General features: G+C 71.5%; 23 protein-coding genes, 1 tRNA gene and 1 pseudogene. 16 read left to right on the top strand and 9 right to left on the bottom strand.

The genetic code is table 11. The features are described from left to right. Nucleotides 1–9: 9 nt before the first annotated feature. Together ACIBU0_RS41800 and ACIBU0_RS41795 are read right to left on the bottom strand one after the other, a co-directional pair. Nucleotides 10–927, bottom strand: a complete 918-nt coding sequence (locus tag ACIBU0_RS41800; protein ID WP_398829463.1) for a DMT family transporter — start codon at nt 925–927, stop codon at nt 10–12. 37 nt (nt 928–964) lie between these two features. After that, a complete protein-coding gene (locus tag ACIBU0_RS41795; protein ID WP_398829461.1) occupies nt 965–1,942 on the bottom strand; it encodes an EamA family transporter in 978 nt (325 codons plus the stop codon). Between the two features lie 106 nt (nt 1,943–2,048). On the opposite strand from ACIBU0_RS41795, the gene ACIBU0_RS41790 reads away from it, so the two are divergent. Beyond that, a complete protein-coding gene (locus tag ACIBU0_RS41790) occupies nt 2,049–2,561 on the top strand; it encodes a MarR family winged helix-turn-helix transcriptional regulator (RefSeq protein WP_398829458.1) in 513 nt (170 codons plus the stop codon). Between the two features lie 30 nt (nt 2,562–2,591). Here ACIBU0_RS41790 and ACIBU0_RS41785 read toward each other — a convergent pair whose 3' ends face one another. After that, nucleotides 2,592–4,058, bottom strand: a complete 1,467-nt coding sequence (locus ACIBU0_RS41785) for an FAD-dependent monooxygenase (protein ID WP_398829455.1) — start codon at nt 4,056–4,058, stop codon at nt 2,592–2,594. A gap of 129 nt (nt 4,059–4,187) precedes the next feature. Here ACIBU0_RS41785 and ACIBU0_RS41780 point away from each other — a divergent pair, with 129 nt between their 5' ends. Then, nucleotides 4,188–4,769 (top strand): TetR family transcriptional regulator, encoded by a 582-nt coding sequence (locus ACIBU0_RS41780; protein WP_398829453.1) that lies wholly within the window; start codon nt 4,188–4,190, stop codon nt 4,767–4,769. Nucleotides 4,770–4,884: 115 nt separating this feature from the next. Here the strand turns inward: ACIBU0_RS41780 and ACIBU0_RS41775 are convergent, their stop codons facing one another. The 3 genes from ACIBU0_RS41775 to ACIBU0_RS41765 form a co-directional block, all read right to left on the bottom strand. Next, nucleotides 4,885–5,160, bottom strand: a complete 276-nt coding sequence (locus ACIBU0_RS41775; protein WP_398829451.1) for a hypothetical protein — start codon at nt 5,158–5,160, stop codon at nt 4,885–4,887. Between the two features lie 146 nt (nt 5,161–5,306). Continuing rightward, complete coding sequence (gene malQ, locus ACIBU0_RS41770; protein ID WP_398829449.1) at nt 5,307–7,424, bottom strand: 4-alpha-glucanotransferase; 2,118 nt, start codon at nt 7,422–7,424, stop codon at nt 5,307–5,309. Continuing rightward, nucleotides 7,425–7,685, bottom strand: coding sequence for a hypothetical protein (locus tag ACIBU0_RS41765; protein WP_398829447.1), 261 nt, complete (start codon nt 7,683–7,685; stop codon nt 7,425–7,427). Between the two features lie 186 nt (nt 7,686–7,871). Here ACIBU0_RS41765 and ACIBU0_RS41760 point away from each other — a divergent pair, with 186 nt between their 5' ends. The 3 genes from ACIBU0_RS41760 to ACIBU0_RS41750 are packed head-to-tail and all read left to right on the top strand — an operon-like array spanning nt 7,872 to nt 10,473. After that, nucleotides 7,872–8,405 carry a PadR family transcriptional regulator gene (locus ACIBU0_RS41760; RefSeq protein WP_398829444.1) on the top strand — a complete coding sequence of 178 codons (534 nt, stop codon included), beginning with the start codon at nt 7,872–7,874 and terminating at the stop codon, nt 8,403–8,405. Next, on the top strand, nt 8,402–9,100 hold the full coding sequence (locus tag ACIBU0_RS41755; RefSeq protein WP_398829442.1) for an ABC transporter ATP-binding protein: 699 nt from the start codon (nt 8,402–8,404) through the stop codon (nt 9,098–9,100). The genes ACIBU0_RS41760 and ACIBU0_RS41755 overlap by 4 nt, the downstream gene beginning before the upstream one ends. Next, nucleotides 9,097–10,473, top strand: coding sequence for an FtsX-like permease family protein (locus tag ACIBU0_RS41750; RefSeq protein WP_398829439.1), 1,377 nt, complete (start codon nt 9,097–9,099; stop codon nt 10,471–10,473). The genes ACIBU0_RS41755 and ACIBU0_RS41750 overlap by 4 nt, the downstream gene beginning before the upstream one ends. Before the next feature lie 96 nt (nt 10,474–10,569). Here ACIBU0_RS41750 and ACIBU0_RS41745 read toward each other — a convergent pair whose 3' ends face one another. Beyond that, nucleotides 10,570–11,106, bottom strand: a complete 537-nt coding sequence (locus ACIBU0_RS41745; protein WP_398829436.1) for an HNH endonuclease — start codon at nt 11,104–11,106, stop codon at nt 10,570–10,572. 317 nt (nt 11,107–11,423) lie between these two features. Between ACIBU0_RS41745 and ACIBU0_RS41740 the strand changes: the two genes are divergently transcribed. Beyond that, nucleotides 11,424–12,518 (top strand): mechanosensitive ion channel family protein, encoded by a 1,095-nt coding sequence (locus tag ACIBU0_RS41740; protein WP_398829434.1) that lies wholly within the window; start codon nt 11,424–11,426, stop codon nt 12,516–12,518. Between the two features lie 25 nt (nt 12,519–12,543). On the opposite strand, the gene ACIBU0_RS41735 is transcribed toward ACIBU0_RS41740, so the two are convergent. Further along, nucleotides 12,544–12,804 carry a hypothetical protein gene (locus tag ACIBU0_RS41735; RefSeq protein WP_398829432.1) on the bottom strand — a complete coding sequence of 87 codons (261 nt, stop codon included), beginning with the start codon at nt 12,802–12,804 and terminating at the stop codon, nt 12,544–12,546. A 216-nt stretch (nt 12,805–13,020) separates the two neighbouring features. On the opposite strand from ACIBU0_RS41735, the pseudogene ACIBU0_RS41730 reads away from it, so the two are divergent. Then, nucleotides 13,021–13,191: pseudogene (locus tag ACIBU0_RS41730) on the top strand (MarR family transcriptional regulator); the annotation flags it as partial. Between the two features lie 238 nt (nt 13,192–13,429). Here the strand turns inward: ACIBU0_RS41730 and ACIBU0_RS41725 are convergent. Continuing rightward, nucleotides 13,430–13,527, bottom strand: a tRNA-OTHER gene (locus ACIBU0_RS41725). 57 nt (nt 13,528–13,584) lie between these two features. Between ACIBU0_RS41725 and ACIBU0_RS41720 the strand changes: the two genes are divergently transcribed. The 9 genes from ACIBU0_RS41720 (at nt 13,585) to ACIBU0_RS41680 (ending at nt 23,999) form a co-directional block, all read left to right on the top strand. Then, complete coding sequence (locus ACIBU0_RS41720) at nt 13,585–14,232, top strand: ROK family protein (RefSeq protein ID WP_398829430.1); 648 nt, start codon at nt 13,585–13,587, stop codon at nt 14,230–14,232. A gap of 94 nt (nt 14,233–14,326) precedes the next feature. Beyond that, nucleotides 14,327–15,688 (top strand): ABC transporter substrate-binding protein, encoded by a 1,362-nt coding sequence (locus ACIBU0_RS41715; RefSeq protein ID WP_398829427.1) that lies wholly within the window; start codon nt 14,327–14,329, stop codon nt 15,686–15,688. 7 nt (nt 15,689–15,695) lie between these two features. After that, entirely contained in the window at nt 15,696–16,637 is a 942-nt protein-coding gene (locus tag ACIBU0_RS41710; RefSeq protein ID WP_398829425.1) for a carbohydrate ABC transporter permease, read from the top strand. A 2-nt stretch (nt 16,638–16,639) separates the two neighbouring features. Continuing rightward, complete coding sequence (locus ACIBU0_RS41705; RefSeq protein ID WP_398829422.1) at nt 16,640–17,530, top strand: carbohydrate ABC transporter permease; 891 nt, start codon at nt 16,640–16,642, stop codon at nt 17,528–17,530. Between the two features lie 7 nt (nt 17,531–17,537). Further along, nucleotides 17,538–18,803, top strand: coding sequence for a 6-phospho-beta-glucosidase (locus tag ACIBU0_RS41700; protein ID WP_398829419.1), 1,266 nt, complete (start codon nt 17,538–17,540; stop codon nt 18,801–18,803). After that, complete coding sequence (locus tag ACIBU0_RS41695) at nt 18,794–19,765, top strand: N-acetylglucosamine kinase (RefSeq protein ID WP_398829416.1); 972 nt, start codon at nt 18,794–18,796, stop codon at nt 19,763–19,765. Before ACIBU0_RS41700 ends, ACIBU0_RS41695 begins: the two co-directional genes overlap by 10 nt. 221 nt (nt 19,766–19,986) lie before the next feature. Continuing rightward, the gene (locus ACIBU0_RS41690; protein WP_398829414.1) at nt 19,987–21,459 is read left to right on the top strand and encodes a hypothetical protein; all 1,473 of its coding nucleotides are present in this window, start codon (nt 19,987–19,989) and stop codon (nt 21,457–21,459) included. 173 nt (nt 21,460–21,632) lie between these two features. Next, nucleotides 21,633–22,613: a glutamate ABC transporter substrate-binding protein gene (locus tag ACIBU0_RS41685; RefSeq protein WP_398829601.1), complete on the top strand. Its 981-nt coding sequence runs from the start codon at nt 21,633–21,635 to the stop codon at nt 22,611–22,613. 54 nt (nt 22,614–22,667) lie between these two features. Continuing rightward, nucleotides 22,668–23,999 (top strand): hypothetical protein, encoded by a 1,332-nt coding sequence (locus ACIBU0_RS41680; protein WP_398829411.1) that lies wholly within the window; start codon nt 22,668–22,670, stop codon nt 23,997–23,999. Nucleotides 24,000–24,023 lie beyond the last annotated feature (24 nt).

Here is a 24,023-nt window from a genome sequence, read left to right as displayed (position 1 = left end):
CAACCTACGTCACCGCCGCGACGCCGCCCCCAGCACGACTCCGCCCAGGATCAGCGCCATGCACAGGACCTGGCCCCAGCCGGTCGTCTCGCCGAGGACGGCCCACGACAGCAGGGACACGCACACCGGCTGGAGGTAGTAGACGACCCCGGCACGACTCGGCCCGACGAGTGCGATCGCCCGGTTCCAGGCGAAGAAGGCGACGGCGGAGGAGGCGACTCCCACGTAGAGGATCGGCAGGACCGTGCCGGGCGCCGGAGCGAACCCGCCCTGCACCGCCAGACTCACCCCCTGCGCGGGCAGCAGCAGGGCCGTCCCCAGCAGGAACGTGGTGAACAGGAAGGCCGTACCGCCCAGTTCGGCCGGCCTCCGCCGCAGCAGACCGCTGTACGACGCGAAGCAGCAGGCCGCCGCCACCATCCACAGATCCCCCGCCGAGCGACGGGCCCCGCCCGCGCCTCCCCCGATCAACAGCACGACGCCCGCGCAGGCCGTCAGCAGACCAACCACCCGACGCGCCCCCAGCCGCACCCCCGCGGCCCGCTCGAACCCCGCCATCAGAACCGGCGCAGCGGCCATGATCATGCCCATGTTGGCGGCGGGCGTGGTCCGCCCGGCCTGGTTGACGAGGGTGTTGTAGACGGCGACGCCGAGGAGCGAGGCGACGGTCACGAAGCCGAGGTGACGGCGGATCAGCTTCCGTTGCCGCCAGGCCTGCCGCGCCCCGAACGGGGCCACCGCGACCAGCGCCACCAGCCATCTCCAGAACGCCTGCTGCACCGGCGGCACGCTGTCGTGCAGCGCCCGGGAGGTGACGAAGCTGCCGGACCAGACGACGGTGGCGAGGGCGGCGAGCGCGATGCCGAGGGCGGCCGTCCGGGCGGGGCGGTAGGTCGGGGCGGCTGTCCTGGGGAGGACGACGGTCACGGAGATCCTTTCGCTGGGGTCGGTGATCGGGCTCGATCTACCGTCGCAGCGCCGGACTCGTCACGTCCATCGAATCTTTTCGACCATTTGCTTCAGCAGAACTGAACGATGTGCCGCCCTTCCTACCCGTCCGGCCCGCCCGGTCCGGTCGGTCCGCCCGGCCCGCCCCGATCTGCCCGACGACCGTCGCCCCGAACGCGAGCGCCATGCCCGTCAGCTGCAACGGGGTCAGCGCCTGCCCGAGCGCCGCCCAGCCGACCACCGCCGCCGTCAGCGGCGACAGCGGAGCGAGGAAGGTGACCTGGGTGGCGGTGAGGCGGCCGATGCCGCGGAACCAGAGCCAGTACGCGACCGCCGTGTTCGCCAGGGCCAAGTAGAGGTAGCCGGCGGCCGCCCGGCCGTCGAGCGCGGGGGGTGCGCCCTCGACCAGGAGGGCTAGCGGGGCGATGAGCAGTCCGCCGGCCGTCAGCTGCCAGCCGGTGAGGGCGAGCGGACCGACACCGTCCGGGCGTCCCCAGCGCTTGGTCAGGACGGTGCCGGCGGACATGGCCGCCGTGGAGGCCAGGGCAGCCAGCAGGCCGACGAGGTCGAGCGCCCCGGCCGCCTTGAGCACGACCAGGCTGACGCCGAGCGCCGCCACGACCCCGGTGAGCACGGTGCGCACCGTCGGTCGCTGCCCCAGCAGCAGCGCCGAGAGGCCCACGACGAACAGCGGACCGACCGAGCCGACGACGGCCGCCATGCCTCCGGGCAGCCGGTACGCGGAGAGGAAGAGCAGCGGGAAGAAGGCGCCGATGTTCAACGCGCCCAGGACCGCCGACTTCCACCACCAGGCGCCGCGCGGCAGCACGCGGGCCACGGCGAGCAGCAGCAGGCCGGCGGGGAGGGCGCGCAGCAGGCCCGTGAAGAGTGGGCGGTCAGGCGGGAGGAACTCCGTGGTGACGGCGTAAGTGGTGCCCCAGGAGATGGGGGCGAGGGCGGTGAGGAGGGTCAGGGCGGCGCGGTTCGCGGCCATGGCAGACACCCTTCGAAGTAGGTCGATGGAAAGTAGCTTAGCGCTAAGCAACTTTCCGTCAAGCCACTTTCTTGCGGCCGAGCATCCCGCGATCGATACTCGGACCATGAGCGAACCCCCGCAGCGCAAGGACGCCGTCGACGCGATCATCGATCAGTGGGCAGTCGTGCGGCCCGACCTCGACACGAAGGCCATGGAGGTCTTCGGCCGGATCTACCGCCTCACCCGCACGGTGGGCGACCGCATGGACCGGGCGTACGCGCCCTACGGCATCACCCGCGGCGAGTTCGACGTCCTCGCGACCCTGCGCCGCTCCGGTGAGCCCTACACACTCTCGCCCCGGCAGCTCTCGGCGACGCTGATGCTCACCACCGGAGGCATGACCGGGCGCCTCGACAAACTGGAACGGGCCGGCCTGCTGCGCCGCTCCCCCGACCCGCACGACCGCCGCGGCCTTCAAGTCACGCTCACGGAGAAGGGCTTGACCCTCATCGACCAGGCCGTCGCCGCCGGGCTCGCCGTCCAGACGGAGGCGCTGTCCGCCCTGGACGCCGAACAGGCCGGCCAACTGGCCGACCTGTTGCGGGAGTTGCTGGCGGGGACTGCCGAACCCCGGTAAGGGGCGCCCCGGCAAGGGGCTTCGCGCCCCTCACCCCAGATGGGCGGCGACCGCCCGCTCCACCGCCGCCGCGTCCGCGTCGTCCGCCGCCCACGCCACGTATCCGTCGGGCCGCACCAGCACGGTCGTACGGCGGTCACCGGCCCAGCGCTCCACGGTCAGCCGGTCCTTGCGGGCGCCCTGCGCCTCGTACGCCGCCGGGGCCTTCGGCGTGATCAGCACGAACCGTCCGCCGCGCAAGGCCTCGTAGAGGCGGCCGCTCTCCAGGGCGACGTCGGGGACGCGGGTGCCGGCCAGACGGTGGGAGCCGCGGGGAGCGGGGTAGGCGTAGCCGATGCCCGAGATCTGGGCCAGGGCCTTGGCCTGGACGGGCGGGGCCACATTGACGAAGGCGGAGACGAGGGCGCGTACGGCACGCAGCGCCGGGCTCTGCGCACGGGCCAGCCGGACCAGGCCGCCGCTGCTGCGCAGCACGGCCTTGCCGACGGGGTGGCGCTCGGCCTGGTAGGTGTCCAGGAGGCCCTCGGGCGCCCAGCCCTGCACGGCCGCGGCGAGCTTCCAGCCGAGGTTGGCCGCGTCCTGGAGGCCGGTGTTCATGCCCTGCCCGCCGGCCGGCGAGTGCACGTGCGCGGCGTCACCCGCGAGGAAGACCCGCCCGACCCGGTACTCGGGCGCCTGGCGCTCGTCACTGTGGAAGCGGGAGAGCCAGCGCGCGTCGTGCATGCCGTAGTCGGTGGCCAGGGCGCGGCGGGTGACCTGCTTGACCTCGTCGAGGTCGAGCGGGGCGTCGTCGGGGACCTCATGGCGGCGGTTCCAGCCCATGACGCGGTACCAGCCGTCACCGAAGGAGGCGATCATCGCGAAGGAGTCACCCTCGCCGTTGACGGTGAGCACGCTCTCGGGCCGCTCGGCGAGCCGGACGTCCGCGAGGAACAGGGACTTGATGACCGAGACGCCGGGGAAGGGCAGGCCGAGCGCCCGGCGCACGGCGCTGCGGTGGCCGTCCGCCCCGACGACGTAGGCGGCGCGGCGCGTGACGACCGCCCCGTCCGGGCCGCGCACATCGAGGTCGACGCCGCTGTCGTCCTGCCGCAGCCCCACGACCTCGTTCTCGAAGAGGAACTCGACGCCGAGCTCACGCGCCCGCCGCTCCAGCAGCCGCTCGACCTCGTACTGCGGAGTGATGAGCAGGAAGGGGAAGCGGGACGGCAGCGTGCCCAGGTCGAGGGAGAGGCGGCGGAAGAGGCGCAGTTCGGTGATGGTGCTGCCGGTGGCGAGGAGGTCGTCGGCCAGGCCTCGGGCGTCGAGCTGCTCCAGGGTGCGGGCGTGGACGCCGAAGGCGCGGGAGAGGTTGCTGATCTCGTGGGGGCGCTTCTCGACGAGGGTGACGGGGACACCGGCGGCGGCCAGGTCGCCGACCAGGAGGAGGCCGGTGGGGCCGGAGCCGATGACGATCACGGGGCGGGTGCCACTGCTGCTGGTTCCGGTGCCGTTCATGGGGGCCTCCTCAGTGCCAACGCCCGTTTGCCAACAGTTGCTGGCCAACGCCTGTTGGTCAACGCTTGTTGGCAAACATAGGCTCAGACCATCAGACATGTCAACAGTTGTTGGCCTACACTCGTTGGCATGACATCCGGCAAGCCCCCCACCCCACCGCGCCGCTCCGAGGCCACGCGCACCGCGATCCTCGACGCCGCCCGCGAGCGCTTCGCGACCGACGGGTACGAGCGCGCCACCATCCGCGCCATCGCCAAGGACGCGAACATCGATCCGTCGATGGTGATGCGCTATTACGGCAACAAGGAGGGCCTGTTCGCGGCGGCCGTCGCCATCGATCTGCGACTGCCGGACCCGGCGGCCCTCACCCGGGACGACGTCGGCCGGGCGCTCGTGACGCACTTCCTGGCCATGTGGGAGAAGAACGAGGTGCTCACGGCCCTGCTCAGGGTCGGCGTGACCAACCAGGCCGGGGCCGACCGCATGCGGGGCGTCTTCGGGGACCAGCTGCTGCCCGTCGCCCGCCGGGTGTGCCCCGATCCCGAGCAGGCCCCGGCCCGGGCGGCGCTGGTGTCGGCGCAGCTCCTGGGGCTGGCGCTCACGCGCTACGTCCTGCGGTTTCCGCCCGCCGTGGACCTGGCGGCCGAGGAGGTCGTGGCATGGCTGGCACCCACGGTGCAGCGGTATCTGACGGCGCCCTATCCGGCGTGAAAGTCACCCGTGAACGCACCAAGGGCGCCGGCCTCGTCGTCCGTACCGCGGATGCGCGTACGGACGACGGAGCCGGCGCCCTCGAAAGTGCGCGGCGGACTCGAAGAGTCTCGTGTCAGGCCTTCACGTCGGCCTTGGTGCGGATGTTGGAGCTGGTCGTGTCCTTCTGCTTGTGGGACTTGTCCAGGACCATGACCAGGCCCGCGATGACCGCGAACAGCGCCAGGGGGGCCAGGACGAACTGGCCCAGCGTCTCGATGACGCTCAGGCCCTGACCGGGGTCGTCGCCGTCGTCACGCGCGAGCGCGAGCGCAGGGGACGACATGAGCAGCATCATCAGCGTCGTACCGGCGGCCAGGGCGCCGGCGCGCAGGGCGTTCTTCTTGTCCACGGGGCCAAAAGTACCGAACCCCTCCGGGGGGCGCGCGTCCGGGGGTGTCTTGGAAGGGCACCCGGCATTGCCGTCGCCGCCCCTGGGGGCTGCGCCCCCAGACCCAGCTTCGGCCCGAAGGGCCTCGTCCTCAAAAGCCGGACGGGCTAGAAGTGCCGACCGGCGTCCCCCCGCAGCACCTCCACCAACGCCCGTACCCTCGGCGAAGCCGCCAGCTCCTCCAGCGTCACCGCCCTCCCCTCCGCGTCCGCGATCGGCAGCCGCCAGTTCGGATACTGGTCCCAGGTGCCGGGAAGGTTCTGCGGCCGGCGGTCGCCCACGCCGTCCGGGAGCCAGATACCGACCATGCGGGCCGGGGTGTGCAGCAGGAAGCGGTGGACCGCCTGGATCTCGGCCTCCTCCTCACCGGTGCCGTGGCCGCCGCCCGTGCCGTGCAGCAGGCCGAGCCGGGACAGCAGCTCCAGCCACTCGCGCGTGTCCGCCGCCGCGTCCGCCCGCTCCTGCTCCAGAGGCCGTGTCAACAGGCCCAGGCTGTCGCGGAGTTCGATGTGTTCGCCGGTGAGGCGGGCCGCGGTGGGCGGCAGGTCGTGGGTGGTGGCGGTGGCGAGGCAGTCGGCGCGCCAGGACTCCGGCGGCAGGGGGCGGCCGTCCCCGTCCCAGTCCCGTTCGAACCACAGCACCGAGGTGCCGAGCACACCCCGCGAGCGCAGCGTCTCGCGCACCCCCGGTTCCACCGTGCCGAGGTCCTCGCCTATCACCACCGCCCCGGCCCGGGAGGCCTCCAGCACGAGGATCGCGAGCATGGCCTCGGCGTCGTAACGGACGTACGTCCCCTCCGTCGGCGCCTGCCCCTGCGGCACCCACCACAGCCGGAACAGCCCCATGACGTGGTCGATGCGCAGGGCGCCCGCGTACCGGAACAGGGCCCGCAGCAGGCGGCGGTACGGCGTGTAGCCCGACTCCGCCAGCCGGTCCGGGCGCCAGGGCGGCAGCCCCCAGTCCTGGCCGCGCGCGTTGAAGGCGTCCGGCGGTGCGCCCACCGACATCCCGGCCGCGAAGTAGTCCTGCTGCGCCCAGGCGTCCGCGCCCCCGGGGTGCACCCCGACCGCGAGGTCGTGCACGATCCCGACCGGCATCCCCGCCTCCCGCGCGGCCCGCTGGGCGGCGGTCAGCTGGGTGTCGGTGAGCCAGGCGAGACGGCAGTGGAAGTCGACCCGGTCCATCAACTGACCCCGCGCGCGGGCGGTTTCCGGCGACCGCGGATCCCGCAGCCCCTCCGGCCACCGGAGCCAGTCCGAGCCGTGCACCTCGGCCAGCGCGCACCACGTGGCGTGGTCCTCCAGCGCCCGGCCCTCGCGCGCGAGGAAGTCGGCGTACGCGGCGCTCCGCCCCGGCCCGAGCGGCACCTCACGCACCAGCTCCAGCGCCTCGCGCTTGGCCTCCCACACCGCGTCGCGGTCGATCAGCTCCCCCTTCTCCAGCACCGCTTCCCGCAGCCGTCCGGCCCGCTCCAGCAGTCCCCGCACGCGCTCGCGGTCCTCGACGTGGGCGAACTCGGGGACGTCCTCGACGCGCAGGTGCACGGGGTCGGGGAAGCGGCGGGAGGACGGGCGGTAGGGGGAAGGGTCGGTCGGTGCTCCGGGTACGGCCGCGTGCAGCGGGTTGACCTGGACGAATCCGGCGCCGAGCGCCCGGCCGGCCCAGGCGGCGAGTTCGGCGAGGTCGCCGAGGTCGCCCATGCCCCAGGAGCGGCGGGACAGGAGGGAGTAGAGCTGGACGAGGAGGCCGTACGAGCGTGCCGTGGGCGTGGGCAGCCGGGGCGGGGCGACGACCAGGTGGCTGGTCGCGGTACGGCCGTCGGGGGCGGTCGCCGTCAAGCGGTGGACGCCGGGCGGGAGCCGGTCGGCGGCGGCGCGGGTCTCGCCCTGTTCGGTCTCGATGTGCAGCCGGGTACCGGCCGGCAGTGACGGCAGCGGGGCCGGCGCCTCGGGTTCGGTGCCGCTCCAGCACACCACCGTCGGCGGCAGCAGTCGTTCTCGCAGCTGCCGTTCCCGCGCGGTGAGCGCGGCGCGGACGGCGGCGGGCGTACCGGTGTCGACGTCGAGGGCGGCCAGGGCGAGCGTGAGCGCGGGGGCGGAGGCCGTGACCGTACGGTCCGCGGACGGCTGGTAGGAGGTGGCGACGCCGTGCAGCTCGGCGAGCCGGGACAGGTCGTCGGAGGGGAGTTCCTGGTCTGGGGTGCCGGCCGGCCGCTGTGCTGTCATCTACGGCCTCGGGAAATCCATGTCCATGTCCATACCGGTGTCCATACCCATGTCCGTGCCGGTGTCCCAGGCGGTCGCCTCACTGGTCAGCGGCACGGCGTCGGCGAGCGGCGGCTCGCTGGTGAGCGGCTCGGTGTCGGGCAGGGGCGGTTCGCTGGTGAGGGGGGCTTCGGCGCACGCGCCCTCGGCGCTGAAGACGCAGTCGTGCATCTCCGGCTCGATGGGCGCCTCAGGTTTGAACAGGACCGACGCTGTGGCCACGGGGGTCTCCTTTGCGAGTGCGGCGTGCGGGTTATCGCAGCCCTACCCAGCGGGCGCGCGGGCAGACGTACGGAACGGAACAACGTGCCTGTCGTCACATTCTGTTCCGCGCCTTCTGTTGCGCCGCAAGGTTTTCTCCCAGACCACTATTCACTCAGTACATGTACTCAGTACATAATGATCGCCATGAGCACCCGCCACATCCTGTTGGGGCTGCTCGCCGGGGGGCCGAGCCATGGCTACGACCTCAAGCGACGCCACGACGAACGTTTCCCACAGGCCCGTCCGCTGGCCTACGGGCAGGTCTACACGACCTTGCAGCGCCTGGTCCGCGACGGCCTCGCCGAGGTCGAGGGCACCGACTCGGACGGCGGCCCGGAGCGGACGACGTACCGCTCCACCAAGGAGGGGGCGCGAGAACTGGCCGCGTGGGCCGGGGAGATCGCGCCGCCCGCGCCGTTCGTGACGAACGAGATCTTCGCCAAGGTCGTCGTCTCGATCCTGTCGGGCGGCGACCCGGAGGCCTACCTGCGGGCCCAGCGCGCCGCCCACATGGAACGGATGCGGGAGCTCACGGCGGTCAAGACCGCGCGGGGCGCCGATCTCGCGACGGTGCTCTCGGCGGACTACGCCCTCAACCACCTCGACGCCGACCTCCGCTGGATGACGACCACGGCGGCCCGGCTCACCACCCTGACCGCGGAGGTCGACACAGCATGAGCGACAAGGGGGGAGGCGCGGTGCCGCTGCTGGCGGCCCGTGACCTCGTGAAGGCGCACGGCAGAACGCAGGCCCTGCGCGGCGCCTCCGTCGAGCTGCGCGCCGGCGAGATCCTCGCCGTCACCGGCACGAGCGGCAGCGGAAAGTCCACGCTGCTGCACTGTCTGGCCGGCATCGTCCGCCCGGACACCGGCTCGGTGACCTACGGCGGACAGCGGCTCGACCAGCTGCCCGAGAAGCGGCTGAGCGAGCTGCGGCGCACGGAGTTCGGCGTGGTCTTCCAGTTCGGGCAGCTGATCCCCGAGCTGACGGCCCTCGACAACGTGGCGCTGCCGCTGCTGCTCGCGGGCGCCCGCCGCCAGGAGGCGCAGGCGACGGCCGGTGAGTGGCTGGAGCGGTTCGGGGTGCGCGGGCAGGAGGGTCTGCGGCCCGGCGAGATGAGCGGCGGCCAGGCCCAGCGGGTGGCGCTGGCCCGGGCCCTGATCACCGGACCGAAGGTCGTCTTCGCGGACGAACCGACCGGGGCGCTGGACTCGCTGGCGAGCGAGCAGGTGATGACGGCCCTGGTGCACACGGCCCGCGAGTCGGGCACGGCGGTGCTGCTGATCACGCACGACGCGCAGGTGGCGGCGTATGCGGACCGCGAGGTGCGGCTGGCCGACGGGACCGTGACGCCGCTGGGGGTGGCGGCATGAGGAGCGAGTCGCGCGGCGGCACGAGGATCACCGCCGACCTCCGGCTGGCCTGGCTGCTCACCCGCGGATCGGACCGGCGCGAGTGGTGGCGGGTGACGCTCACCGCGGTCGGGGCGGCCCTCGCGACCGGCATCGGGCTGGCGGTCGCCACCGTCGTCCCGATGGAGGGGCAGTACTCGGTGTCCTTCGGCGCCGGACTGCTCGACCAGCCCAGCGACCGGCAGGGCGTGATCATCGCGCTGTTGATGCTGCTGGTTCCGGTGCTCGGGTTCCTCGGGCAGTGCGCGCGTGTGGGGGCGGTGCACCGCGACCGGCGCCTCGCCGCGCTGCGGCTGGCGGGGGCCACGCCCGCCCAGGTGCGGCGGATCGCGGCGCTGGAGGCGGGGCTGGCCTGCCTGGTCGGCTCGGCCGTGGCCACCGTCTCCTCCGTACTCCTCCTGCTGCGCGTGTGGCAGCACCCCGATCCCCTGGCCTGGATCGGCATGGCCGTGGTCGCGGTGGTCGTCCCGGTGCTGGGCTCGGTCGTGAGCGCGGTGTCACTGCGCCAGGTGGTGGCCTCGCCGCTGGGCTGGGTACGGCGGGTGCGTCCGGCACGGGGGCCGGGACGGGCGTTCCTGGCGGTGTGCGTGTTGCTGAGCGCCATGGCCGTGGGCCTGGCTCTGACCACGTACTTCGGCAATCCCCTCGAATTCGCCCTCGCCCCGCTGACGGTGTTCGCCACGAGTCTGCTGATCGGCGTCTCGGCCGTGTGGCTGGCGGGCTGGTCGTCCCGGCGGCTGGGCAGCGCGCTCGCGGCCCGCGCCCAGCGCCCGGCGCTGCTGATCGCGGCGGAGCGGCTGCGCGACGACCCGTGGGCGACGGCACGCACCCACGCCGCGGTACTGCTGGTGACGGTCGTGGGTACGGCCTTCGTGGGCATCCGCGCGGTGCTGCTGTACGCCGTGGACCACACCGACTACCTCGCCGAGAACCGGTCGTACTACGCCACCGGCCTCGACCTCTCCGGCGCCGCGATCCTCGTCGCCCTGCTGCTGACCCTGTCGGCCCTGGCGGTGGGCACCGCCGAGTCGCTGGCCACCCGGCGCCGGGGGCTGGCCGCGCAGACCGCGGCCGGGGTGCCGCAGACCGTGCTCGGGCGGGCGCTGCTCCTGGAGACCGCGCTCCCGCTCGCACCGGCGGTCCTGCTCGCGGGCGCGGGCGGCACGGCGATCTACGTGGGCTGGGCCGGGATGATCGACGACGCCGTCGGGCCGGTACCGCTGCTGCCGGTACTGGTCCCGGTGGTCGTGTACGCCGCCTGCCTCCTGGCCACGGCCACCTCACTGCCGCTGCTGCACCGGTCGCTGCGACCGGCGGAGCTGCGGTACGCGTGAGAGCAGCCGTCCGGCCCCGGGGGCACTGGGGGCCTCCGGGGCCGGTCACGGCGAACGCGCCGCAGGCGTACGCCAGGTATGCGAAGGCCCGGATCGTCAGGCGGAAATGCCGTCGATCCGGGCCATGGCGTCCTCCGCGCCGAACGGCTGCAAGTACGGCAGCCAGCGCGGGTCCCTATGCCCGGTGCCGATGATGCGCCAGGCGAGGCCGGTGGGGGGAGCCGGTTTGTGGCGCAGCCGCCAGCCCAGCTCGAAGAGATGTCGGTCGGCCTTGACGTGGTTGCAGCGGCGGCAGGACGCCACCACGTTGTCCCAGACGTGCTTGCCCCCGCGGCTGCGCGGGATGACGTGGTCGACGCTGGTTGCGACGCCACCGCAGTACATGCACCGGCCCCCGTCGCGCGCGAAGAGCGCCCGCCGGGTAAGAGGAACGGGCCCCCGATAGGGAACCCGGACGAATCGCTTGAGCCGGACCACGCTGGGTGCGGGGACTGTGACGGTTGCGCTGTGCATGAAGGCGCCGGACTCCTCGAGGCATACGGCCTTGTTCTCGAGGACGAGGACGAGCGCGCGGCGGAGCGGTACGACGCCGAGTGGCTCGTACGACGCGTTGAGGACCAGGACATGCGGCACGGATGCCTCCTTGGGCGTCGGCGGCGCGTGGCTCGCGCCGGGACGATCTGTAGTCAGTCTCCCCTCTTGCCTGGTGAAAGCGCCACCATGTCCCGGTAACGGGCTGGGAGTGTTTTCGACCACATCTGATTCATCCCCCGGACGACGAACGGTTCATCCCACCAGTTCATCCCCACGTGGGCACGGTTCCTCCCTCGAACGTGGCGGCAATCCACACACGATGCCCCGATAGTGTGGTGGACCTGCCCTGCCGGTGACCTTTTCGTGACCTTGACCATCTGCCGGCGGGGCGGGCCGCTGCACTGGAGGTACCAGCCGTGTCCTTGCCCGCCGTCCTACTGGCCGCCGGTCCGACGCCGTCGCCCTCTCCCTCGGAGACTCAGACCCCGGCGGTTCCCTCGATCCAGGACGCCCACGAGAGCGCGACCCAGGCCGCGAGCTGGGTCGAGCAGAACTGGTCGACCTGGCTGGCGATCGGCCTCAAGGTCCTGCTGATCCTGGTGATCGCGGCCGTGCTGAGAGTGGCGATCCGGCGGGCGATCACCAAGCTCATAGACAGGATGAACCGCACCGCCCAGGCGGTGGACGGCACGGCCATCGGCGGCCTCCTGGTCAACGTCGAGCGCCGCCGTCAGCGCTCCCAGGCGATCGGCTCGGTCCTGCGCTCGGTGGCCAGCTTCCTGATCATGGGCACCGCCGCCCTGATGGTCCTGTCGGCCTTCGACATCAACCTGGCTCCGCTGCTGGCGTCCGCCGGTGTCGCGGGCGTGGCCATCGGTTTCGGCGCCCGCAATCTGGTCACCGACTTCCTCTCCGGCGTCTTCATGATCCTGGAGGACCAGTACGGCGTCGGCGACTCGATCGACGCGGGCGTCGCGTCCGGCGAGGTCATCGAGGTCGGCCTGCGCGTGACCAAGCTGCGCGGCGACAACGGCGAGATCTGGTACGTCCGCAACGGCGAGGTCAAGCGCATCGGCAACCTCTCGCAGGGCTGGTCGACGGCCGGCGTGGACGTCACCGTCCGCTCCTCGGAGGACCTGGACAAGGTCAAGCGCACCATCGACGGGGTCGCCGAGAAGATGAGCAAGGAGGAGCCCTGGAACGAACTCCTCTGGGGCCCGATCGAGACCCTCGGCCTGGACAGCGTGCTGCTGGACTCGATGGTCGTTCGCGTCTCCGCGAAGACCATGCCGGGCAAGTCGCTGACGGTGGAGCGTGAACTGCGCTGGCGCATCAAGCGTGCCTTCGACGCCGCCGACATCCCCATCGTCGGCCGCCCCGCCCTCCCGGCGGACGACGCCCCCGCGGCCGACCCGACGGCGGCCGTGGCGGCCCCGTCGGCCTACGCCAACTCCTCCTCCCCGCAGGCCCAGAACGCCACTCCGCTGACGCCGCCCAGCGTGACCAAGTAGCCCGCGCGGGCCGCGCACACGTCCCTCAGTCGATCCACCCCCGCCACCGCGGCCAGGGCCGTTCGCACCGCCCATCGGCGATGGCCTTCTCGTAGGCCCGCCGGGTGAGCTCCTCCAGCTCGGACCCGGCGGGCCCAGGGCTGTCCGCGCCGGAGAGACGGGAGTGAGCGACCACGCACTCGCCGTGCGGCACCGGCCGCGTCGCCCAGAAGACGAAGGTCCCGCCCACGAGGAGCACGGCGAGCGAGGCGAGGACGAGCAGCGAACGGCGGCCGGCACGAGGCATCCGTGCAGCGTAGCCGCGACCGGTTACGGCTTCGCCGGGCTCAGCAGCACCCAGAAGTAACGACTGCATTGCTGGTGTAGACCACCCTTGACGCGACCTTCGGAGGAGCGTACTTTCTGGCCATCGGACAGGAAACTTTCCTAACAGTGATCCCTGAATGGACTTCCCTCGTAGATCACTGAGAAGCTGGTCGACTGAAAGGCAGGTGTCGATCCCATGGCAGGAACCGCCGGTACGCCGGGCACCCCGCGCGTCCTGCGCGCCATGAACGACCGTGCCGCCCTGGACCTCCTCCTGGAGCACGGCCCGCTGTCCCGCACGCGGATCGGCAAGCTCACCGGCCTGTCCAAGCCGACCGCCTCCCAGCTGCTGGCCCGCCTGGAGGCCGCCGGCCTCGTCCTGGCCACCGGCACGACAGAGGGCCGACCCGGCCCGGGCGCCCAGCTGTACGAGGTCAATCCTGCCGCCGCGTACGCCGCGGGGCTCGATGTCACCCCCGAACGCATCCGCGCCGCCGTCGCCGACATCACCGGCCGCACGGTGGGGTCGTACGAACTGCCCACCCCCGGCAGACGCCCCGCCCACCCGGTGGTCCGGCAGGTCACCGACGCCCTCGACGGCGCCGTGAAGGCGGCGGGTCTCGCCCGCGACGACGTCCACCGGCTCGTCATCGGCACGCCGGGCGCCTTCGACCCCACCACGGGCCGGCTGCGCTACGCCTCCCACCTCCCCGGCTGGCACACCCCCGCGCTGCTCGACGACCTCGCGGCCGCCCTGCCGATGCCGGTCGAGTACGAGAACGACGTCAACCTCGTGGCGCTGGCCGAGCAGCGGCTCGGCGCGGCCCGCGGCCACGAGGACTTCGTGCTGCTGTGGAACGAGGGCGGCCTCGGTGCCGCCCTGGTCCTCGGCGGCCGCCTGCACCGCGGCTGGACCGGCGGCGCGGGCGAGGTGGGTTTCCTGCCGGTCCCCGGGGCACCCCTGGTCCGGCAGGTGACCAAAGCCAACAGTGGCGGCTACCAGGAGCTGGCCGGTTCGCAGGCGATCCCCCAGCTGGCGCGCGAACTCGGCATGACGGACATCCCGTCCGGGCCGTACGCCGAAGCCGCCGCCACCCTCGTCCAGCGGGCCGCCGCGGAGGACACCGTCCTGCACCGGCTGCTCCTGGCGACGTACGCGACCCGGCTGGCCACCGGTCTCGCCTCCCTGGTCTCCGTCCTCGACCCGGAACTGGTCGTCCTCAGCGGCGCCTCCCTCACCTCCGGCGGGGAGGTGCTGCGCGCCCTCGTCCAGGACGAGCTGGAGGAGCTGGCCGCGTCCCGGCCCCGGCTCGTCGTCGGCGACGTCCGTGAACACCCCGTGCTGCGGGGCGCGTTGGAGAGCGCGCTCGCGACCACACGCGACGAGGTCTTCGACACCTCACGCTGACCGCCCGCCCCGCCGGCGCGCGCCCACCACACCCCCTGATCCACCCCCCGCCTTCTCTCACCCAACCCCTGTCCCGCCCTTGGGAGACCTTGCCATGCCCGGAAAGTCCTGGAAAGTCATACCCTCAGCGTCCCGCAAGGCGGCCACCGCGCTGGCCGCCTCCGCCTCCCTGGCCCTCCTCGCCACCGCCTGTACCGGTCAGTCGGAGTCCGGCGCCACCGACGACCCGAACGCCAGGACGACGATCACCTTCTGGCACGGCTGGAGCGCGCCCGCCGAGGTCAAGGCGATCCAGGCGAACGTCGACCGCTTCGAGAAGGCCCACCCCAACATCACCGTGAAGGTCGTCGGCAACATCAACGACGACAAGCTCAACCAGGCGCTGCGCGCGGGCGGTTCGAACGGTCCGGACGTGGTGTCGTCGTTCACCACGTCCAACATCGGCAAGTTCTGCTCCTCCGGCGCCTTCCTCGACCTGAAGCCCTTCATCGAGAAGTCGAAGCTGGACCTCGGCAAGATCATCCCGAAGCCGATGCTCGACTACACCCAGTTCGAGGGCACCCGCTGCGCCCTGCCCCTGCTGGGCGACGCCTACGGCCTCTACTACAACAAGGACGCCTTCGAGAAGGCCGGCATCAAGTCCCCGCCGAAGACCTGGTCCCAGTTCGCGAAGGACGCCAAGAAGCTGACTGTGAGCAAGGGTGACAGTTACCGGCAGCTCGGCTTCATGCCGACGTACCACGGTTACGAGACGGTCGTCGATCACTACATGTCCCAGTGGGACCACGCCTACTTCGACGCCGACGGCAAGTCCGGCATCGCCGAGGACCCGGCCTTCGCCGAGATGTTCACGTACCAGAAGAAGCTCATCGACGACCTCGGCGGCTTCGCGAAGCTGGAGAGGTACCGCAACACCTTCGGCGACGAATGGGGAGCCAAGCACCCCTTCCACACCGGCCAGGTGGCCATGCAGCTCGACGGCGAGTGGCGCCTGGGCATGGCGAAGGACGCGGGCGTCGGCTTCGAGATCGGCACCGCCCCGATGCCCGTCGCCGATGACGAGGCGGACGAGTACGGCAAGGGCTTCCTCTCCGGCACGATCATCGGCATCGCTCCGCAGAGCGAGAAGCAGAACGCGGCCTGGGAACTGGTGAAGTACCTGACGACCGACACCGAGGCCGTCGTCTCCTTCGCCAACGCCATCCACAACGTGCCGTCCACCTTCGCGGCCCTGAAGTCGCCCGACCTGAAGGTGGACCCCGGCTTCAAGACGTTCCTGGACATCGCCCAGAACCCGCACTCGAACACCCCGCCGGCCTCCGTCAACGGCTCGACGTACCAGACGACGCTCCAGGACTTCGGCTACCAGTACGAGTCCGGCAAGGTGAAGGACCTCAAGGCCGGTCTGGAGAAGACCGCCGAGCAGATCGACACCGACATCGAGCAGGCGAAGTAGCACTTCGATGTCCACCCACACTCTGCGCGCGAAGCGCCGCCGGTCGGCGCTTCGAACGGTGGCCTTCCTGTCACCGTGGCTCATCGGGTTCGGCGTCTTCTTCGCCTACCCCCTCGTGTCCACCGTGTACTTCTCCCTGATGAAGTACGACGGCTTCGGCACACCGGTCTTCCGCGGCCTGGGCAACTGGTCCTACGTGTTCGACGACTACCCGCTGTTCTGGCCGGCCCTGCGCAACACGCTCTGGCTGGTGCTGGTGATGGTGAGCTGCCGGGTGGTCTTCGGCCTCGGCATCGGCCTGCTCATCACCAAGATCAAGACCGGCGCGGGCGTCTTCCGCACCCTCTTCTACCTGCCCTACCTCGCCCCGCCGGTCGCCGCGACCCTGGCCTTCGTCTTCCTCCTCAACCCCGGCACCGGCCCGGTCGACTCGGTCCTCGACGGCCTGGGGCTCCCGGCACCCGGCTGGTTCACGGACCCCGGCTGGTCCAAGCCGGCCCTCACCGCACTCGCGCTGTGGGGCGTGGGCGACCTCATGGTCATCTTCATGGCCGCGCTGCTCGACGTACCGAAGGAGCAGTACGAGGCCGCGGAACTGGACGGCACGTCGGCCTGGCAGAGGTTCCGTTACGTCACCCTGCCGAACATCTCACCGATCGTGATGTTCGCCGTCGTCACGGGCGTGATCCAGACGATGCAGTACTACACACAGCCGCTGGTGGCCGGAAAGGTCGCCTCCGGCATCATCGGCGGCTCCGGCCAGCAGTTCGAGCCCGGCTATCCGGACAAGTCCACGCTGACCCTCCCCCAGCTCGTCTACAACCTCGGCTTCCAGCGCTTCGACTACGGCTCCGCCTGTGTGGTCGCGCTGGTGCTGTTCGCCCTGGCCATGGCGTTCACCGCGCTGCTGATGCGGCGCAGGGGCGGACTGATCCAGGCAGGTGACTGACCATGACCCAAGTGCTGGACAAGCCCGTGCAGTTGGACGCACCGAGCACCGCCGAGCGCACGGCCCGGCGCAAGGCGCTCCTGGAGTGGATAGCGATCCACTCCCTCGGCGTGGCGGCCGCCCTCTTCTTCACGCTGCCCTTCGTGTTCGTCGTCCTGACCTCGCTGATGAGCGACCAGCAGGCGCTCACCCGCGACCTGGTCCCCGACACCTGGGAGTGGGGCAACTACGCCAAGGTCTTCGACACCCCCGGCTTCCTGACGTGGTGGAAGAACACGCTGGTCTACGCCGGCCTGGGCACGGTCCTCACCGTCGTGTCGTCCGTGCCGGTGGCGTACGCGCTCGCCAAGTTCCGCTTCCGCGGCCGGAACCTGTCCCTGATGCTGGTGATCTCGATGATGATGCTGCCGCCCCAGGTGATCATCATCCCGATGTACCTGTTCTGGGCGAAGCAACTGGACCTCTCGGGGACCCTCTGGCCGCTGATCATCCCGATGGCGTTCGGCGACGCGTTCTCGATCTTCCTGCTGCGCCAGTTCCTCATGACGATCCCGAACGAATACCTGGACGCGGCCAGGGTGGACGGCTGCGGCGAACTCCGCACGCTCGTCCGAGTGGTCCTCCCCATGGCGAAACCGGGCATAGCCGCAGTGGCGCTCTTCCAGTTCTTCTACGCGTGGAACGACTACTTCGGCCCCCAGATCTACGCGTCCGAGAACCCGGGCGCTTGGACGCTCTCCTACGGCCTGGAGTCGTTCAAGGGAGCACACCACACCGACTGGAACCTGACCATGGCCGCGACCGTACTGGTCATGGCCCCCGTGATCCTCGTCTTCTTCTTCGCGCAGAAGGCGTTCGTCGAGGGCGTCACGCTCACCGGAGTAAAGGGCTGAACCCCGTATGAAACTCACCGTGGTCGGCGGAGGCTCGACCTACACCCCCGAACTCATCGACGGCTTCGCCCGCCTCCGGGACACCCTTCCCGTGGAGGAACTGGTCCTGATGGACCCGGCGACGGACCGCCTGGAACTGATCGGCGCCCTGGCCCGCCGTATCTTCGCCCGCCAGGGCCACACCGGCACCATCACCACCACCACGGACCTGGACGCGGCGGTGGACGGCGCCGACGCGGTCCTCCTCCAGCTCCGCGTGGGCGGTCAGGCGGCCCGCGAGCAGGACGAGACCTGGCCCCTGGAATGCGGCTGCGTGGGCCAGGAGACGACAGGCGCCGGCGGCCTGGCAAAGGCCCTGCGCACGGTCCCCGTGGTCCTGGACATCGCGGACCGCGTCCGCCGCACGAACCCCACCGCCTGGATCATCGACTTCACCAACCCGGTCGGCATCGTGACCCGCGCCCTGCTCCAGGAGGGCCACAAGGCGGTCGGCCTGTGCAACGTGGCGATCGGCTTCCAGCGCAAGTTCGCGGCCATGCTCGGCGTACCTCCCTCCGACGTCCACCTGGACCACGTGGGCCTCAACCACCTCACGTGGGAGAGGGGAGTACGCCTCGGCGGCCCCGAGGCCGAGGACGTCCTTCCGAAGCTCCTCTCCGAGCACGCCGACACCATCGCCGCCGACCTGCACCTCCCGCGCCCCCTCCTGGACCGCCTGGGCGTGGTCCCGTCGTACTACCTGCGCTACTACTACGCCCACGACGAGGTGGTGAGGGAACTCCGAACCAAACCGTCGCGCGCCGCGGAAGTGGCGGAAATGGAAAGAAAGTTGCTCACCCTCTACGCCGACCCGGCCCTCGACGAGAAACCGGAACTGCTCTCCAAGAGAGGCGGCGCGTACTACTCGGAAGCAGCGGTGGACCTGGCAGCCGGGCTGCTGGGCGGGACCGGCAGCCCGCACCAGGTGGTCAACACGCACAACAACAAAACGTTGCCCTTCCTCCCGGACGACGCGGTGATCGAGGTACAGGCAGCGGTGACACCGGCAGGTCCGGCCCCGCTCCCGGTGCCCGCCGTGGACCCGCTGTACGCGGGCCTGATGACCGCCGTCACGGCCTACGAGGACCTGGCCCTGGACGCGGCGCTGCGCGGCGGCCGTGACCGGGTGTTCAGGGCACTGCTCGCGCACCCCCTGATCGGCCAGTACGCGTACGCCGACACCCTCACCGACCAGCTGATCGCACACAACCAGGAGCATCTCGCGTGGGCATGACCGCACGTGTCCTCGCTGTCGACGCGGGCAACAGCAAGACCGACGTCGCGGTCGTGGCGGCCGACGGGAGCGTCCTCGCCACGGCGCGCGGCGGCGAGTTCCGGCCGCCCGTGGTGGGCGTCGAGGCCGCGGTGGACCAGCTGGCCGAGACCGTGGAGCGGGCCTTCACCGCCGCCGGCGTGACCTCGGTCGACCATGTCTCGGCCTGCCTCGCGAACGCCGACTTCCCCGTCGAGGAGGAGCGGCTGGCGAGCGCCCTGCACGCGCGCGCGTGGGGCACGGACGTCGCCGTCCGCAACGACACCTTCGCCATCCTGCGGGCCGGCGTCACCGAACCGCGCGGGGTCGCCGTGGTCTGCGGCGCCGGCATCAACTGCGTGGGCATGCGCCCCGACGGCCGTACGGCCCGCTTCCCCGCGCTGGGCCGTATCTCCGGCGACTGGGGCGGCGGTTGGGGCCTGGCGGAGGAGGCCCTGTGGCACGCGGCCCGCGCGGAGGACGGCCGCGGCACCCCCACGTCCCTCGCCCGCACCCTCCCCGCCCACTTCGGCCTTCCCTCCATGTACGCCCTCATCGAGGCCCTGCATCTGGAGGACATCCCACCCGCCCGCCGCCACGAGCTGACGCCGGTGCTGTTCGCCACTGCGGCCGACGGCGACCCCGTGGCCCGCGCGGTCGTGGACCGCCTGGCCGACGAGGTGGTGACCATGGCCACGGTGGCACTGACCCGCCTCGACCTGCTGGAGGAGGAGACGCCGGTACTGCTGGGCGGCGGCGTCCTCGCGGCCCGCCACCCCCAACTCACCGACGGCATCCAATCCCTCCTCACGTCCCACGCCCCGAAGGCGGTACCGAAGGTGGTCACGGCGAGTCCGGTACTGGGCGCGGCACTGCTGGGCCTGGACGCGACGGGGGCACCCACGGAGACCCACACCCGACTCCGACAGCACTTCGAGCCGTAGGCCACCGCGCCGGGGAAGGCGGGCACCCCGACCCGCCGATCCTGGAACCGAACCGATTCCCCCGGCGTATTCATGGGCAGGGGGACGTGCGGGGCGTGCTGAGGTGTGCCGGAGGTCCGGGGTCTGCGCTGCGATCCGATCAAGATCCAGTGAAGGCCGGTGCGGATGTCAGTCCCGGCAGCGATACTTGCGTCGACGGATGGCCATGGGGGAGGTCAGCAGTGACACAGACGCCGAAGAGCAGCGCACCACCACCGGGGCACGGCCCGGCACCCGGCGCACCCACCATGCCGTCCGTACCACCCCAGCCGGGCCCGCCCGAACAGCACAGCGGCACCGGCCGGCCCGTCAGCCCCGCTCGACCGCCGGAGGCACGCCGTACGGCCTTCGCCGAGGGCTTCGACCAACTGCGCACGGCGGCCACCACCGAACCCGGCCGCCTCCGCATCATCGGCGCCCTCCTCGCCGCCCTCGTCATCGCCTTCGGTGCCGTGGCCGCCTGGCAGATGACCGACCGGGCCACGGCAGCCGACGACGTCCTCAACCGCAGCCAGCCCCTCAGCTCCGACGCGGCCGACATCTACCGCTCCCTGGCGGACGCCAACACCGCGGCGGCCAGCGGCTACCTCGCCGGCCTGCAGGAGAAGCCCGCCATGCGCGAGGGCTACGAAAAGGACATCCGCACGGCCGCCGACAAACTCGTCAAGGCCGCCGCCAACTCCGAACCGGGCTCCACCTCGGCGAACACGATCGCCGAACTCAGCAGACTCCTGCCGGAGTACAAGGGCCTGGTCGAAACGGCGAGGGCCAACAACCGCCAGGGCTACCCGGTGGGCGGCGCGTACCTGCGCACCGCGAACGAGATGATGCAGCACAAGATGCTGCCGGCCGCCGAGAAGCTCTACCAGACGGAGAACCAGCGCCTCAGCGACGACTACGCGGACGCGAAGTCCTTCCCCTGGGCGGCGGCCGGCCTCGGCATCCTGGCCCTGGCCGCCCTCGCCTGGGCCCAGCGCCGCACCTACCAGCGCACGAACAGGGTCCTCAACCACGGCCTCGTCACCGCCACGGCCGCCGCCACCGTGGTCCTGCTCTGGCTCGCCGTGAGCCACACCGTGGCACGCGCGGGCCTGAACGACTCCTACGACCACGGCGTCCGCTCCCTGAACGTGCTGCACGAGGCCCGCATCGCGTCCCTCACGGCCCGCAGCGACGAGAACCTCACCCTTGTCAGACGCGGCGCGGACTCCAAGACGCTCGCCGACGACAAGGTCGTGGACGCGTACGAGTGGGGCTACGACCAGCAGATCGACCAGCTCCGCAAGGCGCTCGCACGGGCCGACGGCCTCGCCGACGACACGGCGGGGAAGAAGCCCGTACAGGACGCCAACAGCTTCATGAAGGTCTGGAAGGACCGTCACGGCCTCGCCCGCGTCGACAACGAGAAGGGCAACTACCAGGCCGCCCGCGACCGCGTCATCGGCGCCGCGAAGGAGCCGACGAGCGTGTGCTTCGACAACGTCGACAAGGCGCTGGCGACGGCACTCGAGCACGAGCAGCAGGAGTTCAAGCAGGCCGCGAGCGGCGGCCGTGACTCGCTGACCGGCCTCCCGACCGGCGCCGCGGCCCTCGCGGTCCTGGGCGCGACCGGCGCGGTCCTCGGCATCGGCCGCAGGCTGTCGGAATACCGGTGAGAGGGGGCACGACGATGAACGCACGCGGCACAACGCCGAACGCGCACGGCATGACGCCGGACGCACCCGGCACGACAGGGAGCGCACGCGACGACTCGATTCGCCTCCGGGGCGCGGCCGGCCCGTGGCGGCGGCTGCGAGCCGGCCTGCGGGGCTGGGGCGGTGTGGGCGCCATGGCGCTCGTCTGCGCCCTGGCGGTGACCTTCGTCCTCCTGCTGCCCCTGTCGCAGTCGCACGGCGGCAACGACGGTACGGCCACCGCGGGCCAGGGCGTCGCCCACGGCAGCCAGGTGAAGGCCGAGGACTGCAAGGACCCGCAGGACCAGAGCCTGTCGCCGTCCGGCGGCAACGGCGAGAGCCCGGTTCTCGACGCCATCAAGGCCCGCAAGGACCGGCGCCTGATCGTCGGCGTCGACACCAACAGCTACCGCTGGGGCTACCTCGACCCGAACAACCCGGCCGGTGAGCTGGAGGGGTTCGACATCGACCTGGTCCACCGGATCGCCCAGGACATCCTCGGCGACCGCGACGCGGTGCAGTTCAAGGCCATCCCGACCAGCCGTCGTATCGAGGCGATCCAGAAGGGCGAGGTCGACATGGTGGTCCGCACCATGACGATCAACTGCGACCGCATCGGGAAAGTCGCCTTCTCCGCCCCCTACTTCGTGACCGGCCAGCAGGTCCTGGCGCCCAAGACCTCGACGATCACGGGCTACAACGACACGCTCGCCGGCAGGCGGATCTGCTCGGCGACGGGATCCACGGCGTACGACAGCCTCGAAGCGGGCAAGAACAACCGCGACCTGCCCGCCTCCACCGACATCAGGACCACCGTCCCCAACCAGCTCGACTGCCTGGTGAAGTTGCAGCTCGGCGAGGTCGACGCGGTCGTGACCGACGGCGCACTCGCCGCGAGTCAGGCGGCGCAGGACCCCACGGTCGAACTCAAGGGTGGTCTGTTCACGGACGAGTACTACGGCGTGGCGATGAAGATGGGCTCCGACGATCTGGTACGCCAGGTCAACCGGACGCTGGAGAACTACATCAAGGACGGTGGGTGGGGAGCGTCGTACGACAAGTGGCTCCACCCGACCATGGACAAGGGCGACAAGAAGTCGGCGTCGGCGACTCCTCCCGAGGCCGACTACAAGTAACCGATCATGAACTGACGGACGACTGACGGAACACAACGCAGCGAGAGGTGATCGATGGGCGTCACGGACCCCGCCGGGCCGGTGATGGACCGGGACGAGGTGGACCGTGCGCTGGCGCGGCTCGGCGCGGAGCACGAGGCGATCGAGACCTCGCTCCTCGCCCTGCAGGACCACGCGGGCCGCAGACTTCTCGAGGGCGCCGAGCTCACGGGCATCACCAAGGAGCGCTGGACGACCACGGAGGCGTCGATCACGCTGCTGTGGGCGTACTTCGACGCGTACACGGACGCGTTGCGCGCCGCCCGCGACATCCGTGCCCGCCGCCGCTGGTCCAGCCGCGAGGACCTGGTGGAGCTGACGGAACTGCTGCGCGGCGCGTCCGTGACGGTGGCGGGCTCGGCGACCGCGACCGCCAACGCCCCGACCCTGCACGGCGGTTCGGGCAAGCTCAGCGAACAGTTCACCCTGACCACGCTGGTGGACCGGATGAACGAGCTGTACGCGACAAGCCTGGACATGGTCGTCGCCGCCGACGCGGTCTGGTCGGCGCTGCCCGCCCGCATCGATTTACTCGCCGCGGAGCTCCAGCGCACCCGCCAGCTCGCGCACTCCGTCGGCGTACGCCCCGGCGAGCACCCGGCCGGCGACGACCTGGAGCGCATCACGCGCACGCTCACCAAGCTGCGCGCGGAGGTGGTGTCCGACCCGCTCGCCTACTGGATTCCCACACCGGGGAGTTCGGCGCCCGGCGGCGGCAAGCCGGACACCACGGTGTACGACCGGGAGGCGCGCGCCCTGGAGGACGTACGCCGTGAGATCGACGCGGTACTGACGGTCCGTCAGGATGCCGAGCAGCGCCTGGTCAAGCTGCGCGACGTGCTCTCCCGCGCGGACCGCACGCTCGCCGAGGCCCGCACCGCGCGCGGCGAGGTGCTGGCGAAGATCGCCGCCACGGAGGTGCCGGTCGTCAGCGGCCCGCCGACCGTGCTGCAGGAGCAGCTGGCGACGGCCGCGGAGTACCGCAGACAGGCTCAGTGGCACCGCCTGTCCCCGCTCCTGGAGTCCCTGGAGCAGAAGGCGGAGGACGAACTGCTGCGCGCCCGCGAGTCGTTGACCGCGGTCACCGCGCCCCTGGCGGTCCGCGCCGAGCTGCGCGGCCGCCTCGACGCGTACAAGGCGAAGGTCGCCCGGCACGGCCTCGCGGAGGACCCGTTCCTGATCGAGCGCTACGACGCGGCCCGCCGCATGCTGTGGAGCGCGCCCTGCGACCTGCGCGTCGCCGAACAGGCCGTCCTGCGCTACCAGCAGGCGGCCGCCGAACTGCTCGGCAGCCCGCGCGTGCCGGGTCCGCGAGGGCCCGAGGACCGCAGGGGGTCGGGAGCATGAGGGAGGACAGGGGGGAGGCGTCGT

It is taken from the genome of Streptomyces sp. NPDC049627, assembly GCF_044465645.1.
Taxonomy (GTDB): Bacteria; Actinomycetota; Actinomycetes; order Streptomycetales; family Streptomycetaceae; genus Streptomyces.
The sequence above is the reverse complement of the archived record's forward strand: the minus strand, read 5'-3'. Positions and strand labels throughout refer to the sequence as shown.

Coding starts and splice junctions, on each gene's coding strand:
- ACIBU0_RS41795 (WP_398829461.1), bottom strand. CDS start 1,942: ATGGCCGCGAACCGCGCCGCCCTGACCCTCCTCACCGCCCTCGCCCCC.
- ACIBU0_RS41790 (WP_398829458.1), top strand. CDS start 2,049: ATGAGCGAACCCCCGCAGCGCAAGGACGCCGTCGACGCGATCATCGAT.
- ACIBU0_RS41785 (WP_398829455.1), bottom strand. CDS start 4,058: ATGAACGGCACCGGAACCAGCAGCAGTGGCACCCGCCCCGTGATCGTC.
- ACIBU0_RS41780 (WP_398829453.1), top strand. CDS start 4,188: ATGACATCCGGCAAGCCCCCCACCCCACCGCGCCGCTCCGAGGCCACG.
- malQ (WP_398829449.1), bottom strand. CDS start 7,424: ATGACAGCACAGCGGCCGGCCGGCACCCCAGACCAGGAACTCCCCTCC.
- ACIBU0_RS41760 (WP_398829444.1), top strand. CDS start 7,872: ATGAGCACCCGCCACATCCTGTTGGGGCTGCTCGCCGGGGGGCCGAGC.
- ACIBU0_RS41755 (WP_398829442.1), top strand. CDS start 8,402: ATGAGCGACAAGGGGGGAGGCGCGGTGCCGCTGCTGGCGGCCCGTGAC.
- ACIBU0_RS41750 (WP_398829439.1), top strand. CDS start 9,097: ATGAGGAGCGAGTCGCGCGGCGGCACGAGGATCACCGCCGACCTCCGG.
- ACIBU0_RS41735 (WP_398829432.1), bottom strand. CDS start 12,804: ATGCCTCGTGCCGGCCGCCGTTCGCTGCTCGTCCTCGCCTCGCTCGCC.
- ACIBU0_RS41720 (WP_398829430.1), top strand. CDS start 13,585: ATGCCGGTCGAGTACGAGAACGACGTCAACCTCGTGGCGCTGGCCGAG.
- ACIBU0_RS41715 (WP_398829427.1), top strand. CDS start 14,327: ATGCCCGGAAAGTCCTGGAAAGTCATACCCTCAGCGTCCCGCAAGGCG.
- ACIBU0_RS41710 (WP_398829425.1), top strand. CDS start 15,696: ATGTCCACCCACACTCTGCGCGCGAAGCGCCGCCGGTCGGCGCTTCGA.
- ACIBU0_RS41705 (WP_398829422.1), top strand. CDS start 16,640: ATGACCCAAGTGCTGGACAAGCCCGTGCAGTTGGACGCACCGAGCACC.
- ACIBU0_RS41700 (WP_398829419.1), top strand. CDS start 17,538: ATGAAACTCACCGTGGTCGGCGGAGGCTCGACCTACACCCCCGAACTC.
- ACIBU0_RS41685 (WP_398829601.1), top strand. CDS start 21,633: ATGGCGCTCGTCTGCGCCCTGGCGGTGACCTTCGTCCTCCTGCTGCCC.
- ACIBU0_RS41680 (WP_398829411.1), top strand. CDS start 22,668: ATGGGCGTCACGGACCCCGCCGGGCCGGTGATGGACCGGGACGAGGTG.